General features: G+C 61.5%; 16 protein-coding genes and 2 tRNA genes. All 18 read right to left on the bottom strand.

Going from position 1 to position 16,928, the window contains the following annotated elements; translation table 11 throughout:
* Position 1: 1 nt before the first annotated feature.
* Positions 2-1,912, bottom strand: coding sequence for an NADH-quinone oxidoreductase subunit L (gene nuoL, locus AB7D48_RS04035; protein ID WP_427976034.1), 1,911 nt, complete (start codon positions 1,910-1,912; stop codon positions 2-4).
* Between the two features lie 2 nt (positions 1,913-1,914).
* Complete coding sequence (gene nuoK, locus AB7D48_RS04030; protein WP_008494402.1) at positions 1,915-2,223, bottom strand: NADH-quinone oxidoreductase subunit NuoK; 309 nt, start codon at positions 2,221-2,223, stop codon at positions 1,915-1,917.
* Complete coding sequence (locus AB7D48_RS04025; protein ID WP_427976033.1) at positions 2,223-2,864, bottom strand: NADH-quinone oxidoreductase subunit J; 642 nt, start codon at positions 2,862-2,864, stop codon at positions 2,223-2,225. Before AB7D48_RS04025 ends, nuoK begins: the two co-directional genes overlap by 1 nt.
* 12 nt (positions 2,865-2,876) lie before the next feature.
* Positions 2,877-3,365 (bottom strand): NADH-quinone oxidoreductase subunit NuoI, encoded by a 489-nt coding sequence (gene nuoI, locus AB7D48_RS04020; RefSeq protein WP_427976032.1) that lies wholly within the window; start codon positions 3,363-3,365, stop codon positions 2,877-2,879.
* Between the two features lie 12 nt (positions 3,366-3,377).
* On the bottom strand, positions 3,378-4,382 hold the full coding sequence (gene nuoH, locus AB7D48_RS04015; RefSeq protein ID WP_427976031.1) for an NADH-quinone oxidoreductase subunit NuoH: 1,005 nt from the start codon (positions 4,380-4,382) through the stop codon (positions 3,378-3,380).
* Positions 4,379-6,430, bottom strand: a complete 2,052-nt coding sequence (gene nuoG / locus AB7D48_RS04010) for an NADH-quinone oxidoreductase subunit NuoG (RefSeq protein WP_427976030.1) — start codon at positions 6,428-6,430, stop codon at positions 4,379-4,381. The genes nuoH and nuoG overlap by 4 nt, the downstream gene beginning before the upstream one ends.
* Before the next feature lie 3 nt (positions 6,431-6,433).
* Positions 6,434-7,726, bottom strand: coding sequence for an NADH-quinone oxidoreductase subunit NuoF (gene nuoF / locus AB7D48_RS04005; RefSeq protein WP_427976029.1), 1,293 nt, complete (start codon positions 7,724-7,726; stop codon positions 6,434-6,436).
* Between the two features lie 4 nt (positions 7,727-7,730).
* Complete coding sequence (nuoE, locus tag AB7D48_RS04000; RefSeq protein ID WP_427976028.1) at positions 7,731-8,372, bottom strand: NADH-quinone oxidoreductase subunit NuoE; 642 nt, start codon at positions 8,370-8,372, stop codon at positions 7,731-7,733.
* The gene (locus tag AB7D48_RS03995; RefSeq protein ID WP_427976027.1) at positions 8,369-9,568 is read right to left on the bottom strand and encodes an NADH-quinone oxidoreductase subunit D; all 1,200 of its coding nucleotides are present in this window, start codon (positions 9,566-9,568) and stop codon (positions 8,369-8,371) included. The genes nuoE and AB7D48_RS03995 overlap by 4 nt, the downstream gene beginning before the upstream one ends.
* On the bottom strand, positions 9,565-10,194 hold the full coding sequence (locus AB7D48_RS03990) for an NADH-quinone oxidoreductase subunit C (protein ID WP_427976026.1): 630 nt from the start codon (positions 10,192-10,194) through the stop codon (positions 9,565-9,567). The genes AB7D48_RS03995 and AB7D48_RS03990 overlap by 4 nt, the downstream gene beginning before the upstream one ends.
* Entirely contained in the window at positions 10,187-10,750 is a 564-nt protein-coding gene (locus AB7D48_RS03985) for a NuoB/complex I 20 kDa subunit family protein (RefSeq protein WP_427976025.1), read from the bottom strand. Before AB7D48_RS03985 ends, AB7D48_RS03990 begins: the two co-directional genes overlap by 8 nt.
* 4 nt (positions 10,751-10,754) lie before the next feature.
* On the bottom strand, positions 10,755-11,120 hold the full coding sequence (locus AB7D48_RS03980) for an NADH-quinone oxidoreductase subunit A (protein WP_427976024.1): 366 nt from the start codon (positions 11,118-11,120) through the stop codon (positions 10,755-10,757).
* A 196-nt stretch (positions 11,121-11,316) separates the two neighbouring features.
* Positions 11,317-11,393: transfer RNA gene (locus AB7D48_RS03975), tRNA-Asp, on the bottom strand.
* A gap of 87 nt (positions 11,394-11,480) precedes the next feature.
* Positions 11,481-11,552, bottom strand: a tRNA-Val gene (locus AB7D48_RS03970).
* Positions 11,553-11,602: 50 nt separating this feature from the next.
* Positions 11,603-11,881 carry an HU family DNA-binding protein gene (locus tag AB7D48_RS03965; RefSeq protein WP_427976023.1) on the bottom strand — a complete coding sequence of 93 codons (279 nt, stop codon included), beginning with the start codon at positions 11,879-11,881 and terminating at the stop codon, positions 11,603-11,605.
* 122 nt (positions 11,882-12,003) lie between these two features.
* Positions 12,004-14,415, bottom strand: coding sequence for an endopeptidase La (gene lon / locus AB7D48_RS03960; RefSeq protein ID WP_427976022.1), 2,412 nt, complete (start codon positions 14,413-14,415; stop codon positions 12,004-12,006).
* A 143-nt stretch (positions 14,416-14,558) separates the two neighbouring features.
* Complete coding sequence (gene clpX / locus AB7D48_RS03955) at positions 14,559-15,815, bottom strand: ATP-dependent Clp protease ATP-binding subunit ClpX (RefSeq protein WP_427976021.1); 1,257 nt, start codon at positions 15,813-15,815, stop codon at positions 14,559-14,561.
* 226 nt (positions 15,816-16,041) lie between these two features.
* Positions 16,042-16,710, bottom strand: coding sequence for an ATP-dependent Clp endopeptidase proteolytic subunit ClpP (gene clpP, locus AB7D48_RS03950; protein ID WP_427976020.1), 669 nt, complete (start codon positions 16,708-16,710; stop codon positions 16,042-16,044).
* Positions 16,711-16,928: the final 218 nt, after the last annotated feature.

The following is a 16,928-nucleotide window of genomic DNA, read 5'->3' as shown; positions in this document are numbered from 1 at the left end:
ATCACCGCACCCAGATGAAGAGGCTGACAAAGACCAACAGGCCGATCAGCATGATGAAGGCATAGAGCGCGATGGAGCCGGTTTGCAGCTTCACGGCCTGCGCCGAGGCATCGGAGGTCAGGGCGGCGAGGCCGTTGGGCACGCCGTCGATCACCTGCTCATCGCCAAAGCGCCAGGCAAAGCGCGCGAGCTTGAGCGAGGGCCGCACCAGCAGCGCGTCGTACAGCTCGTCGAAATACCATTTATTGAGCAGGAATTTATAAAACGGCGAAAAGCTCTGCGCGAGCCGCCCGGGCAGGGAGGGCGCCAGCAGATAGAACAAGGCCGCCACCAATATGCCGAAAATGGCCAGGGCCAGCGGCGCCAGCTTGGTCCAGCCGACGATGCTGTCCATGCTGAACATCGGGGAATTGGCCGCGACATTGATGGAATTGCCCCAGAAAGCCTGGAACTGCCCGCCGATGAAGTAGGGCTTGAGCACCATGCCGCTGCCGAAGGCGCCGACACCCAGAATCAGAAGCGGCAGCAGCATCACCGCCGGGCTTTCATGCACATGCTCCTGCACATGCTTGGGCGCGCGCGATTTGCCCGTGAACACCAGGAAGAACAGGCGGGCCGTGTAGAACGCCGTGAGCCCGGCCGCCAGCGTGCCGCAAACCCAGCCATAGGTCGCCATCGGCGTATGCGCGGCCAGCGCCGCGTCCAAAATCGCGTCCTTGGAATAATAGCCGGAGAAAGGCGGAATGGCGATCAGCGCCAGGGAGCCGATCAGCATCATCGCGCAGGTCAAGGGCAGCTTGCCCGCCAGCCCGCCCATCAGGCGAATGTCCTGCTCGTCGGACATCGCATGGATCACGGAGCCGGCGGAGAGGAAGAGCAGCGCCTTGAACAAGGCATGGTTGATGAGATGGAACATCGCCACCGGATAGGCGCCGACCCCGGCCGCCAGGAACATATAGCCGAGCTGGGAACAGGTGGAATAGGCGATGACGCGCTTGATGTCGTTCTGCACGCAGCCGATGGTGGCCGCGAAGAAGGCCGTGCTGGCGCCGATGAAGGTGATGAAGTTCATCACATCGGGCGCCATGTTGATGAGCGGCGACATGCGCACGATCATGAACACGCCCGCCGCGACCATGGTGGCGGCATGGATGAGGGCGGAGATCGGCGTCGGGCCCTCCATCGCGTCGGCCAGCCAGGTATGCAGCACGATCTGCGCGGATTTGCCCATGGCGCCGATGAACAGCAGCAGGGCGATTATCTCCAGCACCGGGAATTGCGTGCCAAACAACATGTAATGCTGGCTGGCATGAGAGCCGACGGCGGCGAAGATCACGTCGAACTGGATGGAGCCGAAGGTGAAATAGGTGAGCGCGATGCCCACGGCGAAGGCGAGGTCGCCCACGCGGTTGACGATGAAGGCCTTGATGGCGGCATCGTTGGCGGCCTTGCGGTCATACCAGTAATTGATCAGCAGGTAGGAGACGAGCCCCACCCCTTCCCAGCCGAAGAAGAGCTGAAGCAGATTGTTCGCCGTCACCAGCATCAGCATCGCGAAGGTGAACAGCGAGATATAGGACATGAAACGCTGCGGCGTCTTGTCATGCGCCATGTAGCCCACGGAATAGACATGGATGAGCATGGACACCACGCTGACCATGACCACCATGACCAGGCTGAGCTGGTCCTGACGCAGGGTCCAGTTGGGCGTGAAGCCGCCAACCTGGATCCAGTGGGCGAGATAAAGCGGCGGCTGCACCCCGGCGCGGTAAGCGGCGATGGCGGCGGCGGCGGAGATGAGCATGAACAATATGCTCGCCGCGATGGCGAGCTGCTTGCCCAGGGCGGGCCGGGCGATACCCGCGAGGATGGAGCCGACAAGCGGCGCGAAAACGGCAATCAAGGTGAACATGTTCAGCCCTTCATCAGCGTCACGTCCTCGACCTCGATCGAGCCGCGATTGCGGAAATAAATGACCAGGATGGCAAGACCAATCGCCGATTCAGCGGCGGCGACGGTGAGGACGAACATGGTGAAGACCTGCCCCACCATGTCGTGCAGCGCCCCCGAAAAGGCGACGAAATTGAGGTTGGCGGCGAGCAGGATCAGCTCGATCGACATCATGATGACGATGATGTTTTTCCGGTTCATGAAGATCCCGAAAATGCCGATCACCAGCAACATCGCCGAGACGACGAGGTAATGAGAAAGCGGGATGAGCATCACAGCGTCTCCTTTTCCGGCTGCTTGGCCGGCAGGGAAGCTCCCTCGCCCAGCTTCGCGGGCACCAGCGCCAATGTCTGGGCCGGTGTGCGGGCATGCTGGGCGGCCAGATTCTGGTGCAGCGAGCGCTGACGGTCGCGGTGGGTGAGCACGATGGCGCCGATCATCGCCACCAGCAGCACCACCCCGGAAAGCTGGAAGAGCGGCAGGTAGGAAGTGTAGATGAGCTGGCCGAGCGCCACGCTGTTGGTGACATTGTCGGGCGTGGGGAACAGCCTGTCGGCGCTGCCCGCCGGGGCGATGGCCCAGTTGCCCGCGATGAAGGCCAGCTCGACGAACATGATGAACGCCACCAGCGCGCCCACCGGGGCGTAACGCTGGAAGCCCTCATGCAGGGCGGTGAAATCCACATCCAGCATCATCACCACGAACAGGAACAGCACCGCGACGGCGCCGACATAGACGATGGCGAGAATGAAGGCCAGGAACTCCGCTCCGGCGAGCAGGAACAGCACCGCCGCGTTCACGAAACCGAGTATGAGAAACAACACCGCATGCACGGGGTTACGGCTCGTCACCACCATCACCGCCGAAGCCAGCAGGATGAAGGAGAAGAGATAGAAAGCGATATTTGCGATCATGTCTGCGGCCCCTTACCGGTACGGCGCGTCCAGCTCTAGCCGCTTGGCGAGTTCGGGCTCCCAACGGTCGCCGTTATCCAAGAGCTTGGCCTTGTTATACATCAGCTCCTCGCGCGTCTCCGCCGCGAATTCGAAATTCGGTCCCTCGACGATGGCATCCACCGGGCAGGCCTCCTCGCACAGCGCGCAATAAATGCACTTTGTCATATCGATGTCGTAACGCGTGGTGCGGCGCGAGCCATCCTCGCGCGGTTCGGCCTCGATGGTGATGGCCTGGGCCGGGCACACCGCCTCGCACAGCTTGCAGGCGATGCAGCGCTCCTCGCCATTGGGGTAGCGGCGCAGCGCGTGCTCCCCCTTGAAGCGCGCCGAGGTGGGGTTCTTCTCGAACGGGTAATTGATCGTCGCCTTGGGCCGGAAGAAATAACGCAAGGTGATACCGAGGCCGCAAAGGATTTCCCAAAGCACCAGCCCCCATGTCCAGCGGAGGACCTTGTTCATGATTCTGCTCCCTTACGCATGCGGCAGCCATCCGAGATATTCCATCACGCCCGCGACCGCGACGAGATAGACCAGAGAGATCGGCAAAAAGACCTTCCAGCCCAGCGCCATCAACTGATCGTACCGCAGGCGCGGCAGCGTGGCGCGCACCCAGACGAACACGAACAGGCAGATGAGCACCTTGATGAGGAACCAGAGCACCCCCGAGGGCAGGAACGGCACCGGCGAGAGCCAGCCGCCCAGGAAGAGCGTGGTGGTCATGCCGCTGATCAGGATCATGTTGGCGTATTCGCCCAGGAAGAACAGCGCGAAGGACATGGCGCTGTATTCGACGAAAAAGCCGGCGACGATTTCCGATTCACCCTCCGCCAGGTCGAACGGGGCGCGGTTGGTTTCCGCGAGACCGGAGATGAAGAAGATGATGAAAAGCGGAAACAGCGGCACCGCGAACCAGAGATGACGCTGGGCGTTGACGATCTCGTTCAGGTTCAGCGTGCCCGCCAGGATCAGCACCGTCACCATCACGAAGCCCATGGAGACTTCGTAGGAGACCATCTGCGCCGCGGAGCGCAGCGCGCCGAGAAAGGCATATTTGGAATTGGACGCCCACCCCGCGATGATGACGCCATAGACGCCCAGCGAGGAGATGGCGAAGAGATACAGTACGCCGACATTGATGTTGGCGATGCCCCAGCCATTATTCACCGGAATCACCGCCCAGGCGATGATGGCGAGGCCAAAGGTGATCATCGGCGCGAGAATAAACAAAACCTTGTCGGCCCCGGTGGGGATGACGGTTTCCTTCATCAGCATCTTCAGCGCGTCGGCGAAGGGCTGCCAGAGACCGAACGGGCCGATCACGTTAGGCCCCTTGCGGAGCTGGATGGCGCCCATCACCTTGCGCTCGAAATAGGTCAGATAGGCGACGCCGATCAGCAACGGCACGACCAACGCCAGGGTCTTGAGGATCGAGAGGATCAAGATCCCGGTATAGCTATCCCAGAACGGGCTCATCATTCCGCGGCCTCCGCGAGGGCAGGATTATGGGCGGCAACACAGGCGGCCATGGTCGGGCTGGAGCGGCTGATCACGTCCGTCTGGTAATAATTCGCCAGCAACGCGCCGAACACCGTGTCGGACAACGCGCCATAGCTGGCGGGGGCGGCGGTGTCGGTACCGGCGAAGCGGTGAAACTCCTCCGCGAAAACCGGATAGCGCGCCTTCATATGCGCCCGCAGCTGCTCAAGATCGTCATAAGGCAGCGCATGGCCGAGATAGGCGGAGATCGCGCGCAGGATCCGCCAATCCTCCCGCGCGTCGCCCGGCGGCTTCACCGCGATATAGGCCTGTTGCACCCGGCCCTCGGTATTCACATAGGTGCCGTCCTTCTCGGTATAAGCGGCACCGGGCAGGATCACATCGGCGCGGGCGGCCCCCGCATCGCCATGATGGCCCTGATAGATCACGAAGGTCTGGGAGGGAATGCCGCGCACCGCCTCGTGATCCGCGCCGAGCAGCCAGAGCAGGTCCGCGGCACCGCCCAGCATCGCCTGGGCACTGAGCCCGCCCTGGCCCGGCAGGATGCCAAGATCCAGCGCGCCAACGCGCGAGGCCGCGTGCTGCAACACGTTGAAGCCATGCCAGTCCGGGGTGAGCATGCCGGCCTGAACCGCCAGCTTCCACGCGGCTTCGTGGATGGCCGCGCCATCCGGCCGCGCCAGCGCCCCAGCCCCCAGAATGAGCATCGGCTTGGCGGCGCTCTTGAGAATTTCGGCGAAGGGATGGGCACCATCCAGAAGCGCCCGCAACGCCCCGGGCCCCTCCCCCACATGCTCGTATCGATAGGTGAGATCAGCGGCCGCGCCGATCACGCCGATCTGGAACTTGCCCGCCAGCCAGCGCTTGCGGATGCGCGCGTTCAGGACCGGCGCCTCATGACGCGGATTGGCGCCGATGATCAGCAGCGCGTCGGCCTCCTCGATGCCGGCGATACCGGTATTGAAGCTGTAAAAAGCACGCTTGGAAACATCGTAGGCGGAGCCGTCGATCCGGCAATCGATATTCTTCGAGCCCTGCCCCGCCAGGAACTCCTTCAGCGCCAGCATGGATTCCGCGTCGGCCAGGTCGCCGACCAGCCCGCCGATCTTCGCGGGCGCGGTCGCCTTGACCTTGGCGGCGATGGCGGCGAAGGCTTCTTCCCAGCTCGCGGCGCGCAATTTGCCGTTCTCGCGGATCCAGGGGCGATCCAGGCGGCGGCGCTTGAGCCCATCCACCGAGAAGCGGGATTTATCGCCCAGCCATTCCTCGTTCACCTCGTCATTGATGCGCGGCAGAATGCGCAGCACCTCGGCGCCGCGCGCATCCACGCGGATATTGGCGCCCAGCGCGTCCAGCACGTCGATGCTGTCTGTCTTGCGCAGCTCCCAGGGGCGGGCGGTGAAGGCGTAGGGCTTGGAGGTAAGCGCCCCAACCGGGCAAAGATCGATGATATTGCCGGAAAGTTCGGAAGTCAGCGCCTTTTCGACATAGGTGCTGATCTTGGTGTTTTCACCCCGGAAGGTGCCACCGATTTCCGCCGTGCCCGCCACCTCGGTGGTAAAACGCACACAGCGCGTGCAGTGGATACAGCGCGTCATGGTGGTTTTCACCAGCGGGCCCCAATCGGGCTGGGCCACGCTGCGCTTGCCTTCCTCGTAACGCGAATGATCGCGCCCATAGGACACCGCCTCGTCCTGCAAGTCGCACTCGCCGCCCTGGTCGCAGATCGGGCAATCCAGCGGGTGGTTGATGAGCAGGAACTCCATCACCCCGCGCCGGCCCTTGCGGACCATCTCGGTGTCGGTGTGCACCACCATGCCATCGGCCACCGGCTGACCGCAGGAGGCCACGGGCTTGGGTGGCATCTTCTCGATCTCGACCAGGCACATGCGGCAATTGCCGGCGATGGAAAGACGCTCATGATAGCAGAAGCGGGGAATTTCAACGCCCGCCGCCTCGGCTGCCTGGATCACGGTCGAACCGTTCGGAACCTCGACCTCGATGCCATCAATGGTGAGTTTTGCCATGGCTTACTCCGCCGCCTGCGCCTGAGCGGGCGGTTGATAATCGATTGCCCGCGCCTCGACCTCCGGCCGGAAGGCGCGCATCATGCCCTGAATCGGCCAGGAAGACGCCTCGCCGAAAGCACAGATCGTGTGGCCGGCCACCTGGGTGGTCACCTGCTCCAGCAGATGAATATCCGCCAGCGTGGCCTTGTTCCGCACGATGCGGTCCATCTGACGCATCATCCAGCCCGTGCCCTCACGGCAGGGCGTGCACTGACCGCAGCTCTCATGCTTGAAGAATTTCGAAAGCCGCCAGATGGCCTTCACCACGTCCACGGATTTGTCCATGACGATGATGGCGCCGGAACCCATGCCGGATTTCACCGCCGCCAGGCTGTCGAAATCCATCAATTGCACATCGGCCATGGCCTTGTTCAGCACCGGCATGGAAGCGCCGCCGGGAATGATGGCCTGGAGATTGTCCCAGCCGCCGCGCACCCCGCCCGCATGCTTCTCGATGATGTCCTTCAGCGGCGTGCCGAGCTCTTCCTCGACATTGCAGGGATTATTCACATGGCCGGAGATGCAGAAGATCTTGGTGCCGGCGTTTTTCGGCCGGCCAAGCCCCGCGAACCAGGCGCCGCCACGGCGCATGATGGTCGGCACGCCCGCGATGGTCTCGACATTGTTCACCGTGGTCGGGCAGCCATAAAGCCCCATCGCCGCGGGGAAAGGCGGCTTCATGCGCGGCATGCCCTTCTTGCCTTCGAGGCTTTCCAGCATCGCCGATTCCTCGCCGCAAATATACGCGCCAGCGCCACGTTGCAGCACGAGGTCAAAATCCCACCCCGAACCCGCCGCATTCTTGCCAATCAAACCCGCTTCATAGGCTTCGTCGATGGCGAACTGGAGGCGCTGGGCTTCGTTGTAATACTCACCGCGAATATAGATGAAGGCCTTGTTGGCCCCCATGGCGAAGGCGGCGATCAGCGCGCCCTCGATCAGCTTGTGCGGCTCGTTGCGGATGATGTCGCGGTCCTTGCAGGTGCCGGGCTCGGATTCATCGGCATTGATGACGACATAAGACGGGCGGCCATCGCTCTGCTTGGGCATGAAGGACCATTTCATGCCGGTGGGAAAACCCGCCCCTCCGCGCCCGCGCATGCCGGATGTCTTCATCTCATCCACCAGCGCATCGCGCCCCTTGGCGATGATGGCGGCGGTATTGTCCCAATCTCCGCGCGCGCGCGCGCCCGCCAGCTTCCAATCCTGCTGGCCGTAGAGATTTTGATAGATGCGGTCTGAATCCTTCAGCATATGCTCACTCCGAGGAACCAGGGGCTGAGATCCCAGGGGCTGAGATCAAGGTGGTCTGGCCAGGGGCCGGCGCGGAGGATTTGCGCCCGCCCAGCGAACCCGCTGGCGGCAAGGGCTTGCCCGCCTTCAAATCCGCGATCAGCGCTTCCGTGCGCGCCGCGTCCATATCCTCGAAATAATCGTCGTTCACCTGTAGGATCGGCGCGTTCACACAGGCGCCGAGACACTCGACCTCCTTCAGGGTGAAGAGCCCATCCTCGCTGGTTTCGCCGAATGCCTGAATGCCGGTGGCCTTCTTGCAGGCGGCGACCACATCGTCGGAACCGCGCAACCAGCACGGCGTCGTGGTGCAGACCTGGAGATGATATTTGCCAACCGGCTCCAGATTGAACATCGAATAGAAGGTCGCCACCTCATAAACGCGGATGGGCGCCACGCCGAGAATTTCGGCCACCTTGTCCATGGCCGCGCGGGGCAGCCAGGCGGCGCCGGACTGCGCCCCCATCTGCCGCTGCGCCAGATCCAGCAGCGTTTTCACCGCGCTCATCTGGCGGCCCTCGGGATATTTCTTGATCGCCTTTTCCACCAACTTCATGTTGGCTTCGGTAAAGGCGAAGCTGGTCGGTTCTGCTTGTGTACTGCTCACCGGTCGATCTCACCAAAAACAATATCGAGCGACCCGAGGATCGCCACCATGTCGGCCAGCATATGGCCCTTGCAGAGCTTTTCCGTCGCCTGCAAATGCGAGAAACCAGTCGCCCGGATCTTGCAACGATAGGGACGGTTGGTGCCATCCGCTTGCAGATAGACCGCGAATTCACCCTTCGGCGCTTCCACGGCGGTGTAGGTCGCGCCGGCGGGAACGTGATAGCCCTCGGTATAAAGCTTGAAATGATGGATCAAGGCTTCCATCGAATGCTTCATCTCCGCGCGCTTGGGCGGGGTGATCTTGCGGTCCTGCACCTTGACCGGCCCTGGTTTGATTTTCGCCAGGGCCTGCTTCACGATTTTCACACTCTCGCGCATCTCGGCCATGCGCACGAGATAGCGGTCGTAGGAATCGCCATGCTTGCCGACGGGGACATCGAATTCCACCTCGGCATATTTATCGTAAGGCTGGGCACGGCGCAGATCCCACGCCACCCCCGAGCCACGCAGGGACGGGCCGGAAAATCCCCAGGCCAGCGCATCGTCCGCCGAAATCACGCCGATATCGACAAGACGCTGCTTGAAGATGCGGTTGCCGTTGAGCAACGCTTCCATCTCATCGATAAATTTCGGAAACTCATTGGCCCAGGCGGCAATATCCTGTTCCAGCCCCGCGGGCAGATCCTTCGCCACACCACCGGGACGGAAATAATTGGAGTGGAATCGCGCGCCGGATGCCCTCTCATAAAATTCGAGGAGCTTTTCACGCTCCTCGTACATCCACAGGCTGGGAGAGATCGCGCCGCAATCCAGCGCGAAATGCCCGACATTGAGAAGATGGTTCAGCACACGGGTGATTTCCGCGAAGATCACGCGAATCCATTGCGCGCGTTCGGGTGCTTCCACGCCCAGCAGCTTCTCCGTGGCGAGCGCGAACGCATGCTCGCAGCCCATCGGCGAGACATAATCCAGACGGTCGAAATACGGCACCGCCTGCATGTAGCTCTTATATTCGATCAGCTTTTCGGTGCCGCGGTGCAACAGCCCGACATGCGGGTCGCAACGCTCGATCACCTCGCCATCCATTTCCAGAATCAGGCGCAGCACGCCATGCGCGGAAGGATGCTGCGGGCCGAAATTGATGGTGTGGCTGTCGACCTCGAAGGTTCGGGTGTTCGGTACGGTCTCGCTCATGACCGGCTCCTGTTCACTTTCTCATCGCCGGGCAAAAGGGTCATGCCCTCCCACGGCGAAAGGAAATCGAAATTCCTGAATTCCTGCGTAAGTTTCACCTTGTCGTAAACGACAGATTTGCGGTCTTCGTCATAATGCACCTCGACATAACCGGTCAGCGGAAAATCCTTGCGCAAAGGATGCCCCTCGAACCCATAATCGGTGAGAATACGACGATGATCCTCCAACCCGGCGAAACTGACGCCGAGCAGATCCCAAACTTCCCGCTCCCACCAGGCGGCGGCGGGCCAGAGATCGCTGACCGAATCGACGGCGCCGTCCTCATCGGTGCTGAAAATCACGCGCACGCGCTGATTCCGGGTGACGGACAACAGATTATAGACCAGCTCGAATCGCGCGGCGCGCTCGGGATAATCGACACCGCACACATCCATCATCTGCTGAAAGGCGAAATCGTCGCGCAGTGTTTTCAACAGCGCATGGGCCTTGGCCCGCTCGCTCAGAAGCACCACCTCGCCAAGCTCGCGCTTGGCCTCGACCACACCCGGCAGCGTCTTCAGCGCCTCCAGCACCTCATCGACCGGCCGCACCGGCTGGCCTTCCTGGATTTCGGTTTCCTCAGCCACGCAACACCGTCCCCGTCCGCCGGATTTTCTTCTGCAATTGCATGATGCCGTACACCAGCGCCTCGGCCGTGGGCGGGCAGCCCGGCACATATACATCCACCGGCACGATGCGGTCGCAGCCGCGCACGACGGAATAGGAATAATGATAATAGCCGCCGCCATTGGCGCAGCTGCCCATGGAAATCACCCAGCGCGGCTCGGGCATCTGGTCATAGACCTTGCGCATCGCCGGCGCCATTTTATTGGTCAGCGTGCCGGCCACGATCATCACATCCGACTGGCGGGGCGAAGAACGCGGGATAATGCCGAATCGGTCCAGATCGTATTTGGGCATATAAGCGTGGATCATCTCCACCGCGCAGCAGGCCAGGCCGAATGTCATCGGCCAAAGACTGCCGGTGCGGGCCCAGTTCACCACCTTATCTATATTGGCGACGATGAACCCCTTGCCGGCAAGCTCTCCGGTGATCCCCTTGATCACCGCGTCCTGCTCCGCTCCGGGAGGCAGATGCTCCCTGTTCCAGGCAACGTCAGCGCTGTTTGCGGCCGTGGTCATGCCCTTACTCCCAATCCAAAGCGCCCTTGTTCCACTCGTAAATAAAGCCGACCGTCAACACACCGAGAAACCCCATCATCGACCAGAAGCCGACCAGGCCGATACGCCCGAGCGACACGGCCCAAGGAAACAGGAACGCGACTTCGACATCGAAAATAATGAAAAGAATTGCCACCAGGTAAAAGCGCACATCAAAACGGCGGCGAGCATCGCCAAACGCCTCGAAACCGCATTCATATGCCGAGAGCTTGTCCGGGTAAGGCTTCTGTCTGGCGGCGATCAGCGAGCCGAACACAAAGGCGAGGCCCAGTATGGCGGCGAGAGCGAGAAAAATAAGAATCGGGAAGTACTGCGCCAGGTTCAGCTGCACTCGCTCATCTCCTTGATCGCGCCGGGAAGGCTGAAACGCCAATCCCACATGAAATTGTTATCCGCCGTGTCGCACCGCAACAGGTTGCGGTCAAGCCCGCTCCAAAAAGGGCAGCCATGCTGCTTCATGGCATGGCGGAAAAATATTTTTCCACGCCCACCGATGAATAGCTATTCTATTTTGGGGAAAAAAGGAATGGCGCGAGTGACGGGGCTCGAACCCGCGACCTCCGGCGTGACAGGCCGGCGCTCTAACCAACTGAGCTACACCCGCGCAAGGGTGGGCGCCGTGTACTTGGCATTGAAAGGCGCGTCAAGCACAGGCCGGGGCGTTTATCGAAGAAATTGTGGATGTTTCGAATGGGCGGTGACGGTTTCGAACCGCCGACCCTCTCGGTGTAAACGAGACGCTCTACCGCTGAGCTAACCGCCCAAAAAAAGAAAATGGACGGCAACGCCGCCCATTTTCAGCAATCAGATAACTTAGTTAACGGCGTCCTTCAACGTCTTGCCCGGCTTGAACCGGACAGAGGTGGACGCGGGAATATCGATCTCTTCGCCCGTGCGGGGGTTGCGGCCCTTGGAGGCCTCACGCTCGGCGGTGGCGAAGGTGCCGAAGCCGACCAGACGGACCTCTTCCTTCTTCTTCAGCGTCTTCTCGATCGCGCCGAACACGGCATCCACCACCTCGGCGGCCTTGGCCTTGGAAAGGTCGGCATCCTCCGCCACGGCGGCGATCAGATCATTTTTGTTCACGGGCAAAACTCCCTGTTATCGGGTTGAGTGTGACAGGCTTGTCCGCAAACCTAGCGGGCAGACCACAAAAAAAGGTGGCGCGCGGTCATAACCAAACTGCGCGCCACCCGTCAAACGTGTCCCGGCTCCTAATGCGGCAAGGAAGCGGGGACTCCTCCCTCCGGCGCCTTGGCCAGCTCCTCGGGCGCATCGTCCCACTGGATCGGTTCCGGGGCGCGCACCAGCGCGCGGCTGATCACCTCATCCACGTGACTGACGGGGATAATGGTCAGGCCTTTCTTCACATTCGCAGGAATTTCAATGAGATCCTTCTCATTGTCCTTGGGAATGAAGACCGTGGTGATGCCCGCGCGCAAGGCCGCCAGCAGCTTCTCCTTCAAGCCGCCAATCGGCAATACCCGCCCGCGCAACGTGATTTCGCCGGTCATGGCAATATCCTTACGGATTGGTATGCCGGTAATGGCGGAGACGATGGAGGTGGCCATGGCGATGCCGGCCGAGGGGCCATCCTTCGGAGTCGCGCCCTCGGGCACGTGCACATGGATGTCGCGCTTGTCGAAGAAAGGTGGCTTGATGCCAAATTGCGTGGCCCGCGAGCGGATATAGGAATAAGCCGCCGCCACGCTCTCCTGCATCACATCGCCCAGCTTGCCGGTCTGCTTGATGACGCCCTTGCCGGGCAGCAGCACGCTCTCGATGGTGAGAATCTCGCCGCCAACCTCGGTCCAGGCCAGGCCGGTGACCACACCCACCATGTCCTCGGCCTCGGTCTCGCCATAGCGGAATTTCGGCACGCCCGCGAATTTTTGCAGGTTCTTCTTGGTGATCGCCACTTTCTTGGCCTTGCCGGTGACAATCTCCTTCACCGCCTTGCGGGCCAGGGTCGCGATCTCGCGCTCCAGGTTACGCACGCCGGCCTCGCGGGTATAGGTCCGCGCCAGTTCCAGCAACGCATCGTCGGCGACGGACCATTCCTCCTTCTTCAACCCATGCGCCTCGGATTGCTTGGGCAGCAGATGGCGCTTGGCAATCTCCACCTTCTCATCCTCGGTATAGCCGGGGATGCGGATGATCTCCATGCGGTCCAGCAGCGGCTGGGGCATGCGCAGGCTGTTGGCGGTGGTCACGAACATCACATCCGAAAGATCGTAATCCACTTCCAGATAATGGTCCGCGAAGGTTGCGTTCTGCTCGGGGTCCAGCACTTCCAAAAGCGCGGAGGCCGGATCGCCCCGCCAATCGGCACCCAGCTTGTCGATCTCATCCAGCAGGAAAAGCGGGTTGGAGGTCTTGGCCTTCTTCATGCCCTGGATGATCTTGCCGGGCATGGAGCCGATATAGGTGCGCCGGTGGCCGCGAATCTCCGCCTCGTCGCGCACCCCACCCAGGGACATGCGCACGAATTGCCGCCCCGTCGCCTTGGCGATGGACTTGCCGAGCGAAGTCTTGCCCACGCCGGGCGGGCCGACCAGGCAGAGAATCGGCCCCTTCACCTTCGGGCTGCGGGCCTGCACCGCCAGATATTCGACGATACGCTCCTTGATCTTCTCCAGGCCGAAATGGTCGGTATCGAGGATTTTTTCCGCCTCGACCACATCGTTCTTGACCTTGCTGCGCTTCTTCCAGGGAATGCCGACAACCCAGTCCAGATAATTGCGGACAACGGTCGCCTCGGCGCTCATCGGGCTCATGGAGCGCAGCTTCTTCAGCTCCGCCACGGCCTTCTCGCGCGCCTCCTTGGACAGCTTGGTGGCCTTGATCTTTTCCTCAAGCTCGGCGGTTTCGTCCTTGCCGTCCTCGCCCTCGCCCAGCTCCTTCTGAATCGCCTTCAATTGCTCATTGAGGTAATATTCGCGCTGGGTTTTCTCCATCTGGCGCTTGACCCGGTTGCGGATCTTTTTCTCGACCTGCAACACGCCGATCTCGGCTTCCATATGGTTGAACACGCGCTCCAGCCGTTCGGCCGTGCCATCCAACTCCAGCAATTCCTGGCGTTCGGAAATCTTCAGCCCCAGATGGCTCGCCACGGTATCGGCCAGCTTGGAGGGGCTCTCGATCTGGTTGACCGAAACCAGCACCTCCGGCGCGATTTTCTTGTTGAGCTTGATATATTGCTCGAACTGCGCGACCACGGTGCGGCCCAGCGCCTCCACCTCCTTGGTCTCCTCGCCCTGGTCCTCGATGGCCTCGGCCTCGACCTCGAAGAAATCCTCGGTGGATTTGAACGCGCTGATCCTGGCGCGCCGCTGCCCTTCCACCAGCACCTTCACGGTGCCATCCGGCAGCTTCAGCAACTGCAAAATGGTGGAAACAGTGCCGACCCGGTAAATATCGTCGGCGGCGGGGTCGTCCTGCGCGGCGTTCTTTTGCGCCACCAGCAAAATCTGCTTATCTTCCTTCATCACGCTTTCCAGCGCGCGGACGGATTTTTCGCGCCCCACGAAAAGCGGCACGATCATATGCGGGAACACCACGATATCGCGCAGCGGCAGCACCGCGAGGGTCTCTATGGGCGATCCTGGTTTCGTTACGTCTGACATGAATAGGTTCCTTCGCTCTCCCGCCTGCCCTCAAAAGGCGCAGGACGGGGTGCCGTTCATACGGCCACAAACGACATATCGGCAGGCGGACACCCCCCTGCAAGCCCCTGGCCGAAGACAAGGGCCCGCGGGCGGCACCGGCGTCAGGAGGCGTTCTCCGTCCGCTTTTCGGAATAGAGATAAAGCGGTTCGGCCCGGCCCTCGGCCACCTCCCCGCTGATCACCACCTCGGAGACGCCTTCCAGCCCCGGCAGCTCGTACATGGTGGTGAGCAAAATCCCTTCCATGATCGAGCGCAGGCCGCGCGCGCCGGTCCGGCGCTTGATGGCGCGGTTGGCCACGACCTTCAGCGCGTCCTCGGTGAAGGTGAGCTTCACCCCCTCCATCTCGAACAGCCGACCATATTGCTTGACCAGCGCGTTCTTGGGCTTGGTGAGAATCTCGATCAGCGCCGCCTCGTCCAGATCCTCCAGCGTGGCAACGACCGGCAGACGACCGATAAATTCCGGGATCAACCCGAATTTCAGCAGATCCTCCGGTTCCACCCCGCGCAGGATGGCGCCGGTGCGCCGCTCGTCCGGAGACCGGACATCCGCGCCAAAGCCAATGCCGGAGCCCTTGCCGCGCCCGGAAATGATCTTTTCCAGCCCGGCGAAGGCGCCGCCGCAGATGAACAGGATATTCGTGGTGTCCACCTGCAGGAATTCCTGCTGCGGATGCTTGCGCCCGCCCTGCGGGGGCACGCTGGCCACGGTGCCTTCCATGATCTTCAACAGCGCCTGCTGCACGCCCTCGCCCGAGACATCCCGCGTGATGGAGGGATTGTCCGACTTGCGGGAAATCTTATCCACCTCGTCGATATAGACGATGCCGCGCTGGGCGCGCTCGACATTGTAATCGGCGGCCTGGAGCAGCTTGAGGATGATGTTCTCCACATCCTCGCCCACATAGCCGGCCTCGGTCAGGGTGGTCGCGTCCGCCATGGTGAAGGGCACGTCCAGAATCCGCGCCAGCGTCTGCGCCAGCAGCGTCTTGCCGGAGCCGGTGGGCCCGATCAGCATGATGTTGGATTTCGCGATCTCGATGTCGTTATTCTTGGTCGCGTGCGCCAGCCGCTTGTAATGATTATGCACCGCCACGGAGAGCACGCGCTTGGCGTGGCCCTGGCCGATGACGTAATCATCCAGAACCTTGCAGATCTCACGCGGAGTCGGCACGCCGTCCCGCGTTTTCACGAGGTGCGTCTTATGCTCCTCGCGAATGATATCCATGCATAGCTCGACGCATTCATCGCAGATGAACACGGTCGGGCCGGCAATGAGCTTCCGCACCTCGTGCTGCGATTTGCCGCAGAAGGAGCAGTAAAGCGTGTTTTTTGTGTCGCCCGATTTACTGGTCATAGTCACTCCACAACCCGCGTCCTGAAAAAAAGACTAGTCCCCCACGCCAGACGGCACAAGCACTGGGTTTTTTCCTGAATAATTCAGCCATTTCAGGCCCATAAACGGGAAACAAGGGTCAAACGGGCTTTTTTCATGTCAAGGAACGTCAAAAAAGTGAAAAATCCGGCCTTCCCGTCGCAAGGAGGCCGGATTGTCCGAAACCGCCAAAAAACGAAGCCCAGCCTCAATCGCCGCTGGTTTCGGGCTTCGGCGCCTCATCCTTGAGCGTGCCGGTCTCCAGCTGGGATTTCACCACCTCGTCCACAATGCCGAAATCCTTGGCTTCCCCGGCGGACATATAAGTGTCGCGCTCCAGCTTCGCCTCGATCGCCTCAAGCGGCTGGCCCGTATGCTCCACATAGATCTGGTTCAGCTTGCTGCGCAGCTTCAGGATCTCGCGGGCCTGGATCTCGATATCCGTGGCCTGCCCCTGGGCGCCGCCGGAAGGCTGATGCACCATCACCCGGGCATTCGGCAGGGCGAAGCGCTTGCCCTTGGCGCCGGCGCACAGCAGCAGCGAGCCCATGGAGGCCGCCTGGCCAAGGCACAGCGTGGAAACCGGCGAGCGGATATATTGCATCGTGTCGTAGATGGCGAGACCCGACGAAACCACACCGCCCGGGCTGTTGATATAGAAGGAAATTTCCTTGTTCGGGTTCTCGCTCTCCAGAAACAGGAGCTGAGCGCACAGCAAGGACGACACGACATCGTTCACCTGCCCGGTGAGGAAGATGATGCGTTCCTTCAAAAGCCTGGAATAGATGTCGTAAGAGCGCTCGCCGCGCGCCGTCTGCTCCACGACCATGGGCACGAGGTTGTTATTATAGACCTCGACAGGATCCCGATCCCACATATGTTTTCAATCCTTTACGTCACATAACCGCCGGATACGGCCCCGCGGCGCGCCATCAGCGGCCACGGCGCGGGCGAAACCCGGCGTCATGGTTTCTAGGTTAGAGCATCTTTCCGGTTCGTCTAGGGGCGGTTCATTGCAAAGATTCGCGGTGGCGGCCATCGGCCATGCGCCCGGGAAAACCGCCCCGGGAAAGCAGAAGCCGTTTCTCCGGCGGA

Source organism: Acidocella sp. (assembly GCF_050253495.1).
Classification (GTDB): Bacteria; Pseudomonadota; Alphaproteobacteria; order Acetobacterales; family Acetobacteraceae; genus Acidocella.
The sequence above is the reverse complement of the archived record's forward strand: the minus strand, read 5'-3'. Positions and strand labels throughout refer to the sequence as shown.

Bases quoted from the DNA above. Each gene is read 5' to 3' on its own strand.
- nuoL (WP_427976034.1), bottom strand. From the start codon at position 1,912: ATGTTCACCTTGATTGCCGTTTTCGCGCCGCTTGTCGGCTCCATCCTC.
- nuoK (WP_008494402.1), bottom strand. From the start codon at position 2,223: ATGCTCATCCCGCTTTCTCATTACCTCGTCGTCTCGGCGATGTTGCTG.
- AB7D48_RS04025 (WP_427976033.1), bottom strand. From the start codon at position 2,864: ATGATCGCAAATATCGCTTTCTATCTCTTCTCCTTCATCCTGCTGGCT.
- nuoI (WP_427976032.1), bottom strand. From the start codon at position 3,365: ATGAACAAGGTCCTCCGCTGGACATGGGGGCTGGTGCTTTGGGAAATC.
- nuoH (WP_427976031.1), bottom strand. From the start codon at position 4,382: ATGATGAGCCCGTTCTGGGATAGCTATACCGGGATCTTGATCCTCTCG.
- nuoG (WP_427976030.1), bottom strand. From the start codon at position 6,430: ATGGCAAAACTCACCATTGATGGCATCGAGGTCGAGGTTCCGAACGGT.
- nuoF (WP_427976029.1), bottom strand. From the start codon at position 7,726: ATGCTGAAGGATTCAGACCGCATCTATCAAAATCTCTACGGCCAGCAG.
- AB7D48_RS03995 (WP_427976027.1), bottom strand. From the start codon at position 9,568: ATGAGCGAGACCGTACCGAACACCCGAACCTTCGAGGTCGACAGCCAC.
- AB7D48_RS03985 (WP_427976025.1), bottom strand. From the start codon at position 10,750: ATGACCACGGCCGCAAACAGCGCTGACGTTGCCTGGAACAGGGAGCAT.
- lon (WP_427976022.1), bottom strand. From the start codon at position 14,415: ATGTCAGACGTAACGAAACCAGGATCGCCCATAGAGACCCTCGCGGTG.
- clpX (WP_427976021.1), bottom strand. From the start codon at position 15,815: ATGACCAGTAAATCGGGCGACACAAAAAACACGCTTTACTGCTCCTTC.
- clpP (WP_427976020.1), bottom strand. From the start codon at position 16,710: ATGTGGGATCGGGATCCTGTCGAGGTCTATAATAACAACCTCGTGCCC.